The following is a 16,884-nucleotide window of genomic DNA, read 5'->3' on the forward strand; positions in this document are numbered from 1 at the left end:
GTAATCATAATTATGAATTATGGATTATGAATTCTGAATTATAATGGTAATCATAATTATGAATTATGGATTATGAATTCTGAATTAGTTTAGAATTTAATCTGCAAACGTGTCTCAAGAATAGAGAATGTGTTGTTGTTGAATGCAGCGTTATCTGTTGCGCGAGTGATAGAACCACGAACACGCCAAATCATATACTTATTAAGGTAGTAGTTGAAGGTCAATGACCAATCATTTACCTTACCACCAAAGATATTGGCATCCTTATCAGTCAAGGTAGAGTAGTTGTAAGCTGCAACAAGCTCCAAAGAACCTGGGTCTGGAGTAGCAATACCCGCATCAGCCTTGGTATAAGTATAACCCTGACCCTTGAGCAAGTAGCGTACATTGCTATATGCACCCCATGCGTTATAGTTTGGCATAGCGTTGTCGCGCTTGATGCCTACGTAGAAGTATTGTGCCTCGAAACCGAAGTTACCAATAGCAAAGTTCATTTCTGGAGAGAACTTCCACAGTGCTTTAGCGTCTGAGATTGTAGCCTCCTGTGCTGCAACATTTGCTATACGTGTTGGGAAAGGAGCTCTCAAGGTGTATGACTTATGGCTGAGAGCAGCTGTCTTGTTATAACGTGGAGACTCATATGCACCACTGATACCGATGTGGAAAATCTTACCACGCTCAGTCAATGGGCGCCATACCAATCGTGTCATTGCACCCCATGCCTCGTTGCCGAGCTTGTCGGTTGTCATCTTCATCGCGTCATTCTCAGCAAATACTGATGCAGTAGCATGGAACTTCTCGCCAGCATGAACATACATCGCACCAATCAGACGGCTGTTAAAGAATGCCTGGTTAGCCAATGGCTCTTCCATTGAAACCTTGAAACTTGATGATGTACCACTCTGTAAACCAAACTGGTGTACGAAGTAACCCATACGAATCAAGTTCTCTTTGTTGAAATTATAGTCGAGACTAATGTCTTTTAATGAAAGACTTTGACGTGCATAACCAACATCAACCTTTGCTTTCCACTTACCATATGTGGCACTTACGCCCATACGTACGTCTGGAATAGCAACACCATCATTGAGCTGGTTATCAAGTGTCTCATCTGTTGAGTGCATAACACCTGCATCCATAAGGATACGACCAGTTGGTTTTATTACCAACTTTGGTTCTGCTTCTTCCTGAGCAAAGGCACTTGCACAAGTCATCAATGCACAGGTAGTAATAAGGATAATTCTTTTCATAAAGGTATTTTTATTATCAATCTTCTATAAATTAGGTTTCTAACTAAGAGTTAGAGCTATAAGAAAGAGTCAAAGAGGAGTTAAGCCATCAACTAAAAAGTTAATGTAAACCTACTGGCTTAACTCCTATGACACCTTATATTTCGTAAGACTTAGTTTGCTGTCTTAAATGTACTCTTAGCAATCTTGCCTTCCTTCTTCAGCTTAGCAAACTCTTTCTTTGCCTTTGCCAACTGCTCCTGGAACGCTGGTTCTGCATGAAGACGTGCTACAACGGCTGCACTAATGATACGGGCAGCATCTACATCGCTCTGCCAGTGGTAACCACAGATTACACGGCTCTGCCCCATTTGATAGCCACGCTCAAGGATTTCATTCTGACGATCAACGTTAATCTCTGACAGAACAAGAGCGGTAGCCCAGCCGATTGCAGTGTGACCTGATGGATAAGAACCATTAGTTGACAGCTCTTGCTGCTGCTCTGGGTTACAAGTCATCTCGTGATAGAAAGCAAATGGACGAACACGCATGTAGTGATCCTTAGCGCTACGTGTAGCCAAATCACCTGCATCTTCACGCATATTCAAAACAAGTTTATAAATCTCTGGAGTTGTCTCCTTGCTAATTTTAATACCGAAAGCCTCAGAGAAAGCGTTTGGAACACCATCGCCACCTACACGTGCATCAGCTGCTGCCTGATCACCACGAGGAGTATTGCGCTGCATCTTACCCCATTGGTACTGCGCTTCGTCATAAAGGAACTGAATACTACCTGGCTGTGGAGGTGCTGGAAGAAGTTCGAGTGAGCTTGCTTGCTGTCCATCCTGAAGATAATAGAGGTCTGGTTGTGTACGGACGTCTTTAATCTTCTTTGCCGCTGTCTGTGCGAAAGTGGTTACTGAGAACATTGCCAGCAAACCAACAACTAAGGTTTTCTTTGTCATTTTGGTAGAGTTTTAAATTTATAAAATGGTTTAATTAAAATACAATAGTAATATGTTGCTACAAAGGTAGAAGAAATGTTATAAACAAAATAGTTGCATCTCGTTTTTTAGATAAAATAAACGAATGCAACTATTGTTAACATATTGATTATCAGTTATTACTCTTATTCTGATAATTTTAAAATATAATAGACGATACTGGATGGATTCTCTTTGCAATAGGCAGTAAGAATTGCATTGTTATCACCGATCTTACTATGATAAAGACGACTGACAACAGGATTTAAGTTGCCATAGATACCTAACATTCCTGGTAAGAGTGTGCGCTTTACTCGTGGCATTGCAAGGAGCAAAATCAAGACTCGTACCTGCTGACTGTTGGCTGCAGTAAAGTGGAATATCTCTTTGCAGACTTCTTTATCTGTCATGGCAAAACTCTTGAAGAACTCGTCTGACACCTCTGCTATTTGGTCAGTGATGTCACGTGTAGCAGAGTCGATGTCAGCAAAGAGTTTTGAGTTAAACTTTTTCATGCGTCTTTCCTCATTCTCCTGCACAACATTCTCGTGTACAGCAGCATATTCCTGCATTAGTTTTTGTAGTGTCTTCAGATGTTTAATTTGATTGATACGATTATCAATCGTCTGTAACAAGCGAAGGAGTACTATGCGGTCGCGGTTGTCAATGTCGTTTTCTATCGATTGCAATTCGTCCGACAGTGCCTTAGTCATTATCTCATAACCTTCAAACTCTTTTAGTCGTTTGATACTATCAGATATATAGTTACGAATAATCTTCAAGCCATCCTGTGTGAAAATGTTCTCGTATTGATGCTTAACAGCAATGAAATCAGAATAAACTTCTGCCACAGGATGTTGTTTTGATTCATTAAGAATATGGTGAAGACGCTCTTTCATACCATCATTCAGTCCTTTTAGCACGAGTGTGTCTTGAGTAGAACGATGGAATTTATTGAGTCGTTCTTTAAGTTCTTGGATATGATTGAGCCATACTTCATTCTTTCGGCATTGTTCAATGATAACCTCAATATTGTCCGTATTGCGTGCTTCTTCTGATTCATGCACCATAGTGTCACGTTCATAGACCTCAAATTGCTTGATTCGAGCTATTTGGTCATTCAGATATTTCACCATCTGAAGAGCTGTATCACGGTTTAGCCGGGCTATTCGTGCTGATAGTTTTGCAAAATGTTCGTTGTTATTACGCAGACTTTGTGAGCTGATATTAATGCTATCAATCTCATTATTAATACTATCGAGGGTATTACGCTCTACCTCTGTCAGCTTGTCTTTTAAGGATTCTAAAGCTTCCAGACGTTGGTGTAGGTCGTCTTTACTCATCTGAAGTTGGCGATAAGTCAATATCTGATGCCTACGATAACTAATGAAGATAATACCGAGAATGCAGATCAGGGTAAAGAGAATGATACCAATAAGTTGTAAACTTGGCACTTTATTGTCAAAGGTAATCCATTTAGCCACCTCTTCCTTTCCTGGAATTAACTGCAAAACGCCGAGGTCGGAGCCTATATATAGGGCGTTGTCAAGGATGACACCTGCCTGAGCATTGAAGTGGATGTCTGCAAAGTAACTACCACAATCAATCAGCTGTCCCTTTTTTATGATATATTTATGGATGCCTGTCTCTGGTATCGTATAGACAACACTGTCATTGATACAGAACATTCTACAGCTTCCATCTGTCTGAATAGAGTCAGAACCTTGAATCAGTAGATGATGATTGGTGAGCAATAGGAGATGAGGTTTCTGCTCATCGTATGTCAGTAGACTACTGATAAATACTTTATCATGTGTTCCTGCAACTTGTTTTATCTGTCCATGCTTTCCAAAGAATACACCATGGTTGAGTGTGGCAATATATATCCCTTCACCGTTTTTCACTTGATGAAAAGCTGTTATATATCTGTTATCCATTGCCTTTATCGTATCTGTCTTACCGTTTTGGGTATCAATGGATAATAGATAGTCTTGCACGCCAAGTAGTATCTTGCTTTGTTTCGGCAGAAATGCCATAGATGTGATGCGTGTCTTGGTTTGCGCCAGCAGTTGTGGACGTTTAAAGAGCTGATTAATCAGGTAATGATTACCAAGATTCAGTCTGAATAACTGATTATTAGCATTATAGTAATAAATGTCCTCACCATTGGCATACATCTCCTTTGGCAACTCATCATTTTCAAAGTCGTATATCTTCTTTGCTATCTGTTCACCTGCTTTCTGGCAGAATAGCTCATGTTGATTATTAACATAGATAAGGGATTTGTCGGAAAGACATGCAGCAAGGACCGGAGGATTAGCGTTAAAGAAGCCAAGATGGTGTGGAATACGCCATACTGCATTCTTTGTCAGTAGCACAGAAAAGCCATTGCCATCGTCTGCAATGGATATCTGATGCGGATTGTCTGGAATATTGTTACGTAATGGAATGGTAACAAAACGCTTTAAGTTGTCTGATAACAGAATGCTGGATGAAGTAATAAAATAGTAAGTTGAACTTGCTTTATAAAAAGACAAAACCGATTGAGGAAGCGAAAAGGTCTTACTATCAGCTCCATTGAAGCCTTCAATCGTCAGCTGATTATCAGATAAGATATAAAGTTTGCCATCATAAATAGCAACATTACGTATATTCTCCCCTTTATGACGCAGTTCTGTCTTCTTTGTTTGGAGGTTTATGCTTATAACACCAGCTTGTGTTGCTGCAAAAAGCCACTTATTTCCAACATGACAGAGATTATTTACTAAGAAAGGTTCATAGTACTGACCTGCCTTTTCTTTATGAATAGGGTAAAGGGGCTTTAATCCTTGCTGCTGTTGATTAAGCGGCATAGAGAAAAGTCCTTGAGAAGTGGCAACAAAGAGTGTACCGTCTGCTATATCAATATTATATGGAGAGTATCGGTTACCTTTGCTTGGAATCTCAAAGGTCGTCTTGTGGACAAGCGTGTCGGCAGCTATGTTCCATAACTGTAAACCGGCATTACGTGATGCTATCCATATCTGATTAGTCTGGTTGGGGGCGCGTTCAATGTCATAAATGCGGTCAAGTCCAGTGTAAAAACGCTTTCTGTTTTGTCCGTCAACATGCCATATAACACCCGTCTCACCGCCAATCCAGTATCCTTTTTTATCTATAGCCAGTGTTGACAAGCGGTCATCATAGTGAAATTCCTGCTCTGATAACGACCGTGAAGTAGTTGTTTCCTTGCAGCTTGAGATGATAAATAGTAGTATCAGGCAAAGGCAGCTACTAAGAAAATGCTTCTTTATCCCTATGTTATATCTTGTAGTCATTAGATTCTACTTTATCTGCAAAGATAACGAAATACTCTGAGATTGTAACAGAATATCTTATTTACTTTATGGAAAAGTTATGCTTCCGATGTGTTTCTCAGTGTGTTTTATCATAGCGTTTGCTTGCTTAATAATCTTTCGTGCTTTCGGAAGAGCTTTTTATTAACGTCTTTTCGTGTCTTATAATGAGCATAATGCCTCCTTCTCTTACCATCTCCAACCAACGTATTGATGTTCCGCACATATCGTGTTAACGGTCCGCACATAATGTGCTAAGGGTAAACACCAATGGTGTTGAGGCTGAATAGCCTTGTAATATCAACGATTGATTTGGATTAAAGCACTATAATGAATGTGTATCTTTCAGATGATTAAAGGCTGTGTTCTTCTTTGTATTTATATAAAAGAAAAGGGAATGTACTGTAACATCCCCTTTTTTATAATCGTTTATCTCTTATTATTTTTCAAGATTCGCTGTGCACAGTCTGCTAATACAACAACGGCACCTGCTAAAATACATACGTCCTTAATGACAAGTCGACCTGCACCAGTTAGTAGCGGGAATCCATGTTCACCACTACCTAAGTCTGGAACCCAAACTTCAGGTGTCGTGACAAGGAAGGATAGCGTTCCGAATGTCATGATAATGACCAGTCCTGAGCCTACAAAACCAACCTTTGGGAACCAAATACCCAATAATGTCAAGATACCAAATGACATAATTGCAATACCCAAGCCGTGTGAGAATGTATAAGTGTTGTTTGCCTCATGCCACTCATGCTTAACCTTATCAAACTCACCCTCTTTGAGTTTATAATCCTTATATTCAGGTGCTTGCTTTGTATAGAAGAAGCTCATAAACGGACTGTTAGCAACGAAAGGTACAATACCCTCTGCCTCATAGTTCCAGAACTTCAAACCACCAATCCATACGAAGATGATAAAGATGGCTATACGTATCAAATGAATACCTGTACCCTTCAGCGATGCTGCGGTATTAAGAACGAAATCTAATAATAATTTTACTTTATTCATAATCTTTTTTTTATTGACTTTATGTCTTGATTTTATACTTTGTGCTTGTGGAATTATCCCGCAATTTATAGATTAAGTTTAGTTTTATCCTATTTCTTTAATCTATTTTATCCCTATTATTTGGATTTGTCGGCAAAGATATATATTTATCTTCAAACCACAAAGAAATATATTGTATTTATTTCAAATAATGCTTCAAAATACCTATTTATCTGAAAAATACCATGTTTGTGGTAGAGACTAAAAGCATTGTATAGGGAAATTACATGTACGTTACAGCATTATTTAAAATGATGTAATTTGTAAATTAATTCATAAGAGTGCTGAAGACTATTTGCAATACATGAATATGGCAAATACTAAAAGTCTCCAGTACACTCCAAGTTACTACGGATAAATTCTATCCCTATGCCTTTTTACCAGACACGAGGGTGAAGATGATGAGGATACCGATGACGAAAATGAAGAGGAAGGAGCCTAATGCACCGGCATAGATTCTACCTGTGTGTACCTCTAAAGCAAGACTCCAAAGCGACATGGGCTTATCTTTCAATTCTTCTGGCTGTTTTGCGAAGGATGAACCTTGGAAATAGGTTGCTATACATTCCTTGTTTGTGAAATCAGAACTATAGCCAGAGATTGTCTGTTCGTCTGGTGCTGTACCCGGTATACCGGGAGTAGAGACCATAGCATCATTGTAGTAAAGTACGACGTTATTCTTACGATCCCAGTAGAACAGGCCATCGAAGGAGCCTACTATCCATGATTTGTTGTTTGCGTATTGCCAAACGTTTTGACCCATAACACTCACTGGGGGTGCTGTGGTGATAGGTGTTGGCTTGGAAGAGAGATTCTTAAGAGAGTAGAAACCTTCCGAAGTCGAGATGAGCCAGTCGTGAGCTTGCTCATCATATCGAATCATTCTCAGTTTGTCATTCCAAGGATTATCATTGTCTAAAGTCGTGCCAGGCAATGGCTTTGTACTGTTCGTGGCAAGAAGAATCATCAGTGGAGGACGTAATGCCCATCCTGTTATTGCGATAAATAGCGTCAAGGCGAATGTGTAATGCCCAATCTTTGTATGCCAAACGACCATTGATACTGTTTTGCGACGAATCCAATACCATATACCTGTCACACAAAGGATAATTAAGACGACTCCAATTCCGTCTACAATGAGCTTTCCTACGGTTCCAAACAGTGCACCACTATGCAATAACCATATTTGACGGAACAGTGATACCTTCCCCTCATTCCCCTCACCAGCTTGTAGTGTGAGACAAGTAAACTTCTTATAAGGAGCTGTAGCATAGTAGAGGTGAGAACGAGAAAGAACGATGAGCGTGTCACCATGGGTGGTGATATCTGTCAGTAGTTCGTCATCCTCTTGCTTAGGTAAGTCTATTTTTTGCCAAGATGCGTTCTTCCCCAGTTTATATAAGTCCATGACGCTAACCGCAAACAGGTCATTTTGTGGGGTTTTAGCCATTCCTCGCATCTGTCGATAGTCAGCACCAGCAGGTAGACCTTGGTTATATTCGGTGAAGTGAGAAGCAGTTGTATCAGTTTGAATGACACCCGCTGCGCCATATATGAACACTTTATCTTTGTTTTTATTATCTTTGTAGCGTAATGTTCCGCGTAGTAATCCGTTGTTCCATTGGTTAAATTCATAATGACCAGGCAATATTCCACGGCTTACATTAATATCAGAAAAGAGTTGACGATGATTGAGGACAATACCTGAAAGGCAGAACATTACTAAGAAGAATGTTATGATGATGCCAATCCACTTATGGTTTTTAACCCATGTCTTACGTTTCATATTTTGTTGTTTGTGTTATGTTATTTTTAACTCAGTTTTAAAATGCTGTACAAACTTACACAAAAAAACTGTATTTCGGGGCTTTTTGAGCTATATTTTTGATTCTTCCAGAAGTTGGAGTAGTAAAGTGAAGCTATTACGTAATAAGTCACACGGAGAAATAGAGCGGAAGGATCTAAACTCAAAATCATGGAGTTGGTGATGGCTTAAAGAGAGGCAGAGGTGATGCGTACAGATTCTTGATACCTTAAAGGAATTCATGCTTTGTACATAAAACTCGCAAATAACCTCCGTTGTTTTAAGTATCGACGTTGCTTCGGTAACTTCTATCGCTTTTTTTGACAATTCTCAGTTATCTCCTTTTCTCTGTGTGATATTTGTTAAGATTCTAAATGCAAAAGAAAACCTAACCATTTCAAGTTTCCGAGTATTCCTCTTTGTCCTAATTTTTCATAAACTGATTTTGTAAAGACCATAAAATGGCTTGCAATTAACGCCCTTTAGGCTTCTAAAAGATGCTCTTTAAGCCTCTTACTAACGCCCTTTTGAAGCCTTATTAAGCACCTTTTGAAATCTTAATTTGCAACTACTTGATAGCAAATAACTTGCAAAGGTGATGAAATAAGTCACTTTTAATCCATTTTCCTACCTTTTCTTTAATCTTTTTGTCAATATATTTCTTTGCCTTTTAGACTAAAATATGTTGCCTACAGGGGTGTTTTGGGGTGTTACTTTTAACTTCGTCTGCTTTGTTTCTTCGTGTGATTTATTATGTAATAGGGGTTTACTTTATCACTCCTTATCTTAAAGAAAAAAAAGAAACCCCAATTAACAGAGCTTTATATAAGTTCAAGCTACTATTAATTGGGGTGTATATTATAAGTTTGAGTTAGTTATGTCTTACTTTCTTGTAACACGAACATATCTCATAACCTTCTTAACGACTACTCTTCTCAAGTCGCTGTCATTGAATTTGGTCTGAGTTAGCTCAAACTCATTGTTGTTCAAGAATCTAATTTGGAGGTTCTTGCGCATCTTACCGTCTATCTTCATAAAGAAACCATCACGGCGGAAACCATAAACACCGATATCGTCATCACGCTTCCATCTGCCATTGTCTTCTCTTTCTATAACACTCATGGTTCCATCATGGTAGAAATCGAAACGGTGCAACTCATCATCAAGGTCGTTATCATCGTGACCAACAAGCGTTCGAAGATTAACAGACTCACCTGTAGCGAAGTCAACAGGGAGGAACTTATAGTCGTCATATCTGTCAATCGTGAAACCTACCTTATATTCCTTATGTGTTCTTGGATTGCGCACAATGGCATAGCTACCCTTATTTGTAAGCTCCCAAGTACCAACAATCTTAGAGTTGGTTATAGGTGCTGCAGCTACTACGTTGTTATTATCCTTTACTTCATTGTTTGCAGCGTATGAACTGGAAAATGTAAACAGTCCACCTAATACTAAACCAGCACATAAAGCGTGGTTAGAAAAAAAGTTTTTCTTCATTGTTATATATTCATTTTTGGATTAATATGTTGCAAATATACGTAAAGAAATTATAATAGCAGGGAATTGTTTATACCGTTTTAAATGATTTTATAGAACTCATTAACATGCTGCCTCTTAATTAACAGATTTGTTCAAATAGAAACAAAATCTGTTAATTGAGTGCAAAGGGGATGTGATAGCTTCCTATTTCGCAGGTTTGTTGCCCATTGTGAAGTCGATTATAGAACCTGATAACAGCTGTTCATGCTCAAGATAATAATGTGGATAAGGCTGCTCATTCATTGTAATATGCTGAATGAAGCGATTGTCTTTGTTATTCTTTTCAGCTCGAATTGTGACAGTCTTACCATTCTCCAACTGTATCTTGACTTTACGAAAGTAGGGGGTACCAATCATATATTGTGTACTACCAGGACAAACAGGGTAGAAGCCGAGAGCAGAGAAGACATACCAAGCTGATGTCTGACCATTATCTTCGTCGCCACAATAGCCATCAGGCTGCGCGGTATAGAGTCGGTCCATCACCTCACGCACCCAATACTGCGCCTTCCAAGGCTGTCCGCTGTAGTCATAGAGGTAAATCATGTGCTGGATAGGTTGGTTTCCATGTGCGTAATTACCCATGTTCATGATTTGCATCTCACGTATTTCGTGAATTGTAAAGCCATAATAGCTGTGGTCAAAGGTAGGTGGTAGTTGGAAGACACTGTCTAACATTGCATTAAACTTATCGTATCCTCCTATCAACTTTGCCAGCCCAGCAGGGTCATGGAATACGCTCCACGTGTAATGCCAGCTGTTTCCTTCCGTGAAGGCATCACCCCATTTGAAAGGATTAAATGGCGACTGGAAGCTACCGTCCTCATTACGTCCACGCATCAGACCCGTTTCCTTGTCGAAAACCTTCTGATAGTTCATTGCTCGGAGTTTGAAAGGTTTGAGTTCCTTAGCACTCTTTCCGAGTTTTAATCCCAATTGATAGATACACCAGTCATCGTAGGCGTACTCTAATGTGCGGGCAACACTCTCGTTGATTCCCACGTTATAGGGTACGTAACCTAAGCGATTATAATAGTCAAAGCCTTTACGTCCAGTAGAGCTAACGGTTGGGTGAACAGCATTTGCACCATGCACAACAGCTTCCCAAAGTGTTTCTATATCGTAGCCACGCAATCCCTTGATGTAAGCATCAGCAACGACCGAAGCCGAGTTGTTGCCCACCATACAATCACGATGCCCCGGACTTGCCCACTCTGGAAGGAATCCACTCTCCTTATAGGCATTGACTAAGCCCGCTTGCATCTTCTCATTCATTGAAGGATAGACGAGGTTGAGCAATGGAAAGAGCGAACGGAAGGTGTCCCAGAAACCTGTGTCAGTAAAGAGATAACCCGATAGTACTTTGCCATTATAAGGACTATAATGGATAGGATTACCCTGTTCGTCTAACTCATAGAACGAACGTGGGAAAAGTACTGAGCGATAGAGGCAACTATAGAAAGTGCGAAGATGGTCGATATTATCGTCTTCCACTTCTATACGTCCTAAGATATTGTTCCATTCTTTTCTGCCTTCTGACTTCACCTCGTCGAATGTCTTGCCCTCCACTTCCTTGAGATTGTGCTGTGCTTGTTCGTCACTAATAAACGATGAGGCTACCTGTATATTAACTTGTTCGCCTCGTTTGGTGTGGAATCCGACAACAGCCATGGCATGATTGCTGGTTGCAGAAGTCTTGCCCTCTGATAGTTTCCCATCTTCGATACTGCCAACGAAAGAGAAATCATGGTCGAAGCGCAGCACAAAATAGTTCTTGAAGTTTGCTGGTACACCACCGCTATTCTTGGTTGTATAGCCCACGATAGTACGTTTGTCAGGCATAATCGTTACGGAAGAACCCTTGTCAAAGGCATCTACAACGAAATAAGCTTCTTCTGTTTGTGGATAGGTGAAGCGCATTACAGCAGCACGACTGGTAGGACTCACCTCTACAGTGACGTCGTGGTCTGCTAAATAAACCTTATAGTAATAAGGAGTAGCAGTCTCAGCTTTGTGTGAAAACCAGCTGGCACGTCCTTCCTCGTCAAAGAGTTTCTTACCTACGACGGGCATGACAGAGAACTGTCCGTAGTCGTTAATCCATGGACTTGGTTGATGTGTTTGCTTGATTCCGCGAATCTTATCGGCTCCGTAGGTGTAAGTCCAGCCATCTCCCATCTTTCCAGTCTGTGGAGTCCAGAAGTTCATGCCCCATGGTAGGGCAATAGCGGGGTAAGTGTTACCCGTTGAAAGTTCTGGTTTTGAGGCTGAACCCACTAAAGTACTTACGTAATCAACAGGGTTGTTTACTGTGATAGCATGTAGGTGAGCAGTAAATGTCAGCAATAAGAAAACAAGAAAAAGGCTTCTTTTCATCTTTTGATAAGGTGATTTATTTGTATATTTTAGGTTAAGAGTTAGCCTGATAGTTAGGCTTAGCTAATGATAGGACGTAGTAAAGGATTTCTATCGAGGACCGATAGAACGGACGTACTTATTTTGTAGCTGACTTCCAAACCCATAATTCGCCCATTTGGAAGCGAACTAATAGCTTTGAGCCTGCGTCCGTTAGCATAATACCTTTAGTTCCTGGTTGTAATAAGAATACCTCTCCGTTATTTAGTTGTTTAATGATGGTAGAATCCTTCTTGCTTATCTCGTTAGGAGGGGGCAGTAGGTCAAGGTTGTCCATGTTGACAACTCCCAAACAAGGAATCGTCAGTGTAACCTCGTTTGCTCTGTTACTGATGAAGCCAGCATCCCTTTTGTTTGCATTCTTAACAGCCTGATCGCCTTTGTCAGTTATCTCTGTCGGGATAGTCTTAATGTCATGACTATCTGCTTTCGGTTTATCTTGTGACCCTTTTTTACAGCTACTCAACATTAAGGCTGCCACAGCAAGGAAGGTATATAGTTTTCTAATCATTTTGTTTTAAGCTTAATATGTAAGTACAAATGTACACTTTTACAAGCATAAAGACAAGAGATGTTGAATAAAAACCATAACTTTCTTATTAATAGAGGGGATAATTCCAAAGGAACAACCTTATTATTTACAGGGTAAACCTAATGTAAAAGCTGACATTTTACTAATCATGTATTCTTACTAATATTTCGTATTACATTGAAATATAATGTGAAATATTGTCTAATTAACTTTATTTCACTATCTAATACTTGACTTTCTTACGAATTATTCGTAGCTTTGTGGCGTGAACTTTTTAGATATATAATTTATGGAGAAACTAACTAAACAAGAAGAAGAAATAATGTTGCAGGTATGGAGCTTAAAAAGCTGCACTATCAAAGATGTACTGCAAAAGTTGGAAGATCCTAAACCTCCTTATACTACAGTGGCTTCAATCATGAACAATCTGAAGCGTAAGGGATATGTAGTCGCTGAGCAGCATGGACTGACCTATCACTTTGTTCCGAAGATTGAACAGTCGAAGTATAAAGCAGATTTCATGAAAGGCTTCGTTGATAAGTACTTTAAGAGTTCCTTCCGTGAAATGGTTTCCTTTTTTGCAAAGGAGGATAACATCTCGCCAGAAGAACTGAAAGATATTATAAATGAGATTGAAAAAGGGAAAGAGGTGTAGCCGAGAAATACGTATTTATTCTTTTCTCCAATAATAATAACTTAACGTTTTGACGATTATGATAATGTATTTATTGAAATTGAATATAGCCCTTATCTTACTTTTCAGCTTTTATAAGTTGATGTTCACAGGAGATACCTTCTTTTCATGGCGTAGGGCTACGCTTATCGGAATGTATCTTGTTGCCATGTTGGTACCAGTAATGGATTTTTCAGTATGGCTAAGCAACAGCGAAGGGATGACATCCATTGCCAATGAATATGCAACAGTCGTTTTACCAGCTGTGTCTACTTCCTCGCAGGGTGGTGAAGTCCTACTATGGGAGTTGATAGTGTTGATTGTCTATAGTGTTGTTGCCTGTGTCTTATTACTACGTTTTTTGTGCCAGTTGGTTTCTATTATATTGCTAAAGAACAATAGTCAAAGTTCTTATATATGTGATACAGAAGTTTATCTGTTAACCGATGACGAAGGTCCTTTCTCCTTCTTTGATTGGATATTCATCAATCCAGAGAGGCATAAGAGTGATGAGATAGAGGAGATAATGATGCATGAATTGACACATTGCCAGCAACTCCATTCAATAGACATAATCTTTTCAGAACTATTTTGTATTATCTTTTGGTTTAATCCTTTCGTTTGGTTGCTCAAACGTGAAGTGCGATTAAATCTTGAATATCTTGCTGATAACAGCGTTCTTGCTAATGGTAAGGATAATAAAGAGTATCAGTACCATCTGCTTGGGTTAACATATAGGAAGAATGTAGCTACAATAACAAATAATTTTAATGTTTTACCTATTAAAAAACGAATCAAGATGATGAACAAAAAAGAAACAAAAGGAATCCTTAAAGCAAAGTATATGCTTTATATTCCATTGGTAGCAATGCTATTGGCGGTAAGTAATATCGAGACTATAGCACGTAATGTAACAAAGCTTACGGCAAGTGTTGAACTTCAAAAGAAGCCAACGAAAGAGTCTGAACGAGTATTTATAGTTACAGAAGTCATGCCTACATTTAAAGGTAATTTATATCAATGGCTATCAAAGAATCTTCGTTATCCGAAAGATGCGGTAAGTAGAAAAGAGCAAGGACGTGTTATGGTACAGTTTGTCATAACGGCTAAGGGTGAGGTTATTAAGCCAGAGATTGTACGTTCTGTTAGTCCTTCTCTTGATAAGGAAGCCCTTCGTGTAGTGTCAAAGATGCCAGCGTGGAATCCTGGTAGAAATGGTAATAAGAAGGTTGCTACAAAGTATACGTTACCTGTTAAATTCTCCTTAGGCTCGAAGTAGAATATATATAGGTGAAAATTATAGTATTTTAAAATGGTTTCTAATGCTGGGATGTACATTATTTTGTGTGTCCCAGTTTTTTTCTGGTTCTTTACTTAAATGTGTGGATGGTTACTCATGCTTACTTCTAACAATAAGTTTGTTCCACATCGACAATAGATTGCATGGTATTTAGTACTTCGCACCAGTGGTGTTTACCATCAGCACCATATGTGCGGAGCATCAGCACGATATGTGCGGACTTCTATCACGTATCTTAAAAGTAAGTAAAGAGAGGCGTTGTGGTTATTATTAAGAAGGTTCGTAAGTGGCTAATGGGTAGCTAATATGTGTAATTTTTCTTAGACTATATTTCATTCTTAAATAATAGCGAATGATGAGTATTACACATTTCAGTGTAAGATGTAATTAAATAGGATACTCAAATGACGAAAAGAGTTTATTTATACATAGAATGAATAATTATTGTATTTTATGTAGAAATTTAAGAATTAAAGAGGTTCTGATGTGATATTTTTACTAAAATATAACAAAAATAGGATAATTTTTGGTTGTTCTAACAGAAATATTTACCTTTGCATCAGAATGTCGGAGATGACATTAAAACTAACTATGTAAACGTTATCTTAATCTACAAGCAGCTGGGAGAATTCTCAGTGACATCTAAATGTCAAGTATGTAATTGATGAGACCCTTGTGTGATATGCGATTATCAACAAGGGTCTCAGCTATTTTGATGCTTTGTTAGTCGACGGGTGATAGTTCGCCTGTGCGTGAGTCTATGATAAAACCACGTACAATAATGTCTTTTGGTACGAGTGGGTGTTGCTGAACAGTGCTCACCGTACGGCGTACGCTTGCCTCTGTGTCATGAAAACCGTCCAAATATTCGTTTAGATTAATCTGCTGCTCAGCCTCTTTAATAGCTTCGTCCGTGATTCCACGTTCGCGCATTAGGTGAAGAAAATGATCGGCATTCATGTTGCAAGCACCACAACCAGAGTGATGGATAATCATAACCTCTTGACAACCCAACTCATAGATAGCCACAAGAAGGGAGCGCATTACAGAGTCGTAGGGGGTAAGAATGGTTCCGCCAGCAACCTTAATAATCTTTGCATCTCCGTTTCTTAAGCCGAGTGCATTGGGTAGCAACTTCGTCAAACGGGTGTCCATGCAACTGACAATAGCTAACTTCATATCTGGTTGCCCAGATGTAATAAAAGGTTCGTAGCCTTTTTCAGCCACAAACCTTTTGTTATAAGAAAGTATCTGATCTATCATAATTGAATCATTATCTTACTACTTTTCCACGATAATAGGTGTCAAATGCATCTTCTGCATAGCCATCTTTGAGTACTTTGAAGCTGGAGCTGCTGGCGCCGCTTACCTTGTCACCCATATAATAGACATCGAAGGCATCCTTCCCATAGCCCCATCCTAAGTCCTTGAAGCTTCTTGCACTGGCGCTAATCTTTCTGCCATTGTAAAGAACTGCATTAGAAGTAACGACGTAACCTTCATTATAATAAGGGTCGTACCCATCACGAGGATTAACTGGATAGTCATCAGAATAATCGCCTGGATAGCCACCTTGGTAAACACTTCCTGGTACCTTAAGACGGAAGGTCATTGGGTCAACGAATGGAAGAATCTGTCCTTCAAAATAAACGTTATATCTATCTTTTGCATAACCATACCCAAGGTCAACGAAGGTGCGTATGTCTATTCCCATAACTGGTTGACGACCATAGAATACACCTTTCTTATTGAAAGAGTAAGGACGTACTTGACGTGAAGACTGTGCTGAAGCACTGAGTGCAAAGACTGCCATAAGGACTACGCAACTAAGGCGAAGCTGGCGATAAAAGTTCTTCTTTTCCATAATCATCTTTTTTAGTTATTATCTTATTTGTTATGCAGCAAAGATAATAGGAATAGTTCATTCATTTCATGGAATTACCCTAAAAGAAATTAGGGGAACACCTTTTTATGAGTCGGGATATCCGATATGAAGAATTGTCTTTTGAAAAGTG

The 16,884-nt window shown here is 39.2% G+C and carries 12 protein-coding genes; 2 read left to right on the forward strand and 10 right to left on the reverse strand.

The window, feature by feature from the left end:
* Positions 1 to 89: 89 nt before the first annotated feature.
* The 8 genes from HMPREF1505_RS00955 to HMPREF1505_RS00990 all read right to left on the reverse strand — a co-directional run bounded on the left by HMPREF1505_RS00955 (position 90) and on the right by HMPREF1505_RS00990 (position 12,875).
* Positions 90 to 1,250 (reverse strand): OprO/OprP family phosphate-selective porin, encoded by a 1,161-nt coding sequence (locus tag HMPREF1505_RS00955; protein WP_036921225.1) that lies wholly within the window; start codon positions 1,248 to 1,250, stop codon positions 90 to 92.
* 152 nt (positions 1,251 to 1,402) lie between these two features.
* Entirely contained in the window at positions 1,403 to 2,194 is a 792-nt protein-coding gene (locus tag HMPREF1505_RS00960) for a phosphatase PAP2 family protein (RefSeq protein ID WP_036921227.1), read from the reverse strand.
* Between the two features lie 164 nt (positions 2,195 to 2,358).
* The gene (locus HMPREF1505_RS00965) at positions 2,359 to 5,529 is read right to left on the reverse strand and encodes a hypothetical protein (protein WP_231480313.1); all 3,171 of its coding nucleotides are present in this window, start codon (positions 5,527 to 5,529) and stop codon (positions 2,359 to 2,361) included.
* 447 nt (positions 5,530 to 5,976) lie between these two features.
* A complete protein-coding gene (locus HMPREF1505_RS00970; protein WP_036921230.1) occupies positions 5,977 to 6,564 on the reverse strand; it encodes a DUF417 family protein in 588 nt (195 codons plus the stop codon).
* A 406-nt stretch (positions 6,565 to 6,970) separates the two neighbouring features.
* A complete protein-coding gene (locus HMPREF1505_RS00975) occupies positions 6,971 to 8,389 on the reverse strand; it encodes a PepSY-associated TM helix domain-containing protein (RefSeq protein WP_036921232.1) in 1,419 nt (472 codons plus the stop codon).
* Between the two features lie 900 nt (positions 8,390 to 9,289).
* Positions 9,290 to 9,907: a hypothetical protein gene (locus HMPREF1505_RS00980; protein ID WP_036921234.1), complete on the reverse strand. Its 618-nt coding sequence runs from the start codon at positions 9,905 to 9,907 to the stop codon at positions 9,290 to 9,292.
* A 186-nt stretch (positions 9,908 to 10,093) separates the two neighbouring features.
* Positions 10,094 to 12,325: a GH92 family glycosyl hydrolase gene (locus tag HMPREF1505_RS00985; protein WP_036921235.1), complete on the reverse strand. Its 2,232-nt coding sequence runs from the start codon at positions 12,323 to 12,325 to the stop codon at positions 10,094 to 10,096.
* A 118-nt stretch (positions 12,326 to 12,443) separates the two neighbouring features.
* Positions 12,444 to 12,875, reverse strand: coding sequence for a hypothetical protein (locus HMPREF1505_RS00990; protein WP_036921238.1), 432 nt, complete (start codon positions 12,873 to 12,875; stop codon positions 12,444 to 12,446).
* Positions 12,876 to 13,185: 310 nt separating this feature from the next.
* Here HMPREF1505_RS00990 and HMPREF1505_RS00995 point away from each other — a divergent pair, with 310 nt between their 5' ends.
* A complete protein-coding gene (locus HMPREF1505_RS00995; protein WP_036921241.1) occupies positions 13,186 to 13,551 on the forward strand; it encodes a BlaI/MecI/CopY family transcriptional regulator in 366 nt (121 codons plus the stop codon).
* A gap of 58 nt (positions 13,552 to 13,609) precedes the next feature.
* Positions 13,610 to 14,848: a TonB family protein gene (locus HMPREF1505_RS01000; protein WP_036921243.1), complete on the forward strand. Its 1,239-nt coding sequence runs from the start codon at positions 13,610 to 13,612 to the stop codon at positions 14,846 to 14,848.
* Positions 14,849 to 15,592: 744 nt separating this feature from the next.
* Here HMPREF1505_RS01000 and HMPREF1505_RS01005 read toward each other — a convergent pair.
* Positions 15,593 to 16,132, reverse strand: a complete 540-nt coding sequence (locus HMPREF1505_RS01005) for a carbonic anhydrase (protein ID WP_036921246.1) — start codon at positions 16,130 to 16,132, stop codon at positions 15,593 to 15,595.
* A gap of 10 nt (positions 16,133 to 16,142) precedes the next feature.
* Positions 16,143 to 16,733, reverse strand: a complete 591-nt coding sequence (locus tag HMPREF1505_RS01010) for a DKNYY domain-containing protein (RefSeq protein ID WP_155948902.1) — start codon at positions 16,731 to 16,733, stop codon at positions 16,143 to 16,145.
* Positions 16,734 to 16,884 lie beyond the last annotated feature (151 nt).

The organism is Prevotella sp. ICM33 (assembly GCF_000517825.1).
GTDB lineage: Bacteria > Bacteroidota > Bacteroidia > Bacteroidales > Bacteroidaceae > Prevotella > Prevotella melaninogenica.

Coding starts and splice junctions, on each gene's coding strand:
- HMPREF1505_RS01000 (WP_036921243.1), top strand. CDS start 13,610: ATGATAATGTATTTATTGAAATTGAATATAGCCCTTATCTTACTTTTC.
- HMPREF1505_RS01005 (WP_036921246.1), bottom strand. CDS start 16,132: ATGATAGATCAGATACTTTCTTATAACAAAAGGTTTGTGGCTGAAAAA.
- HMPREF1505_RS00960 (WP_036921227.1), bottom strand. CDS start 2,194: ATGACAAAGAAAACCTTAGTTGTTGGTTTGCTGGCAATGTTCTCAGTA.
- HMPREF1505_RS00955 (WP_036921225.1), bottom strand. CDS start 1,250: ATGAAAAGAATTATCCTTATTACTACCTGTGCATTGATGACTTGTGCA.
- HMPREF1505_RS00970 (WP_036921230.1), bottom strand. CDS start 6,564: ATGAATAAAGTAAAATTATTATTAGATTTCGTTCTTAATACCGCAGCA.
- HMPREF1505_RS00980 (WP_036921234.1), bottom strand. CDS start 9,907: ATGAAGAAAAACTTTTTTTCTAACCACGCTTTATGTGCTGGTTTAGTA.
- HMPREF1505_RS00990 (WP_036921238.1), bottom strand. CDS start 12,875: ATGATTAGAAAACTATATACCTTCCTTGCTGTGGCAGCCTTAATGTTG.
- HMPREF1505_RS00995 (WP_036921241.1), top strand. CDS start 13,186: ATGGAGAAACTAACTAAACAAGAAGAAGAAATAATGTTGCAGGTATGG.
- HMPREF1505_RS00965 (WP_231480313.1), bottom strand. CDS start 5,529: ATGACTACAAGATATAACATAGGGATAAAGAAGCATTTTCTTAGTAGC.
- HMPREF1505_RS00985 (WP_036921235.1), bottom strand. CDS start 12,325: ATGAAAAGAAGCCTTTTTCTTGTTTTCTTATTGCTGACATTTACTGCT.
- HMPREF1505_RS01010 (WP_155948902.1), bottom strand. CDS start 16,733: ATGGAAAAGAAGAACTTTTATCGCCAGCTTCGCCTTAGTTGCGTAGTC.
- HMPREF1505_RS00975 (WP_036921232.1), bottom strand. CDS start 8,389: ATGAAACGTAAGACATGGGTTAAAAACCATAAGTGGATTGGCATCATC.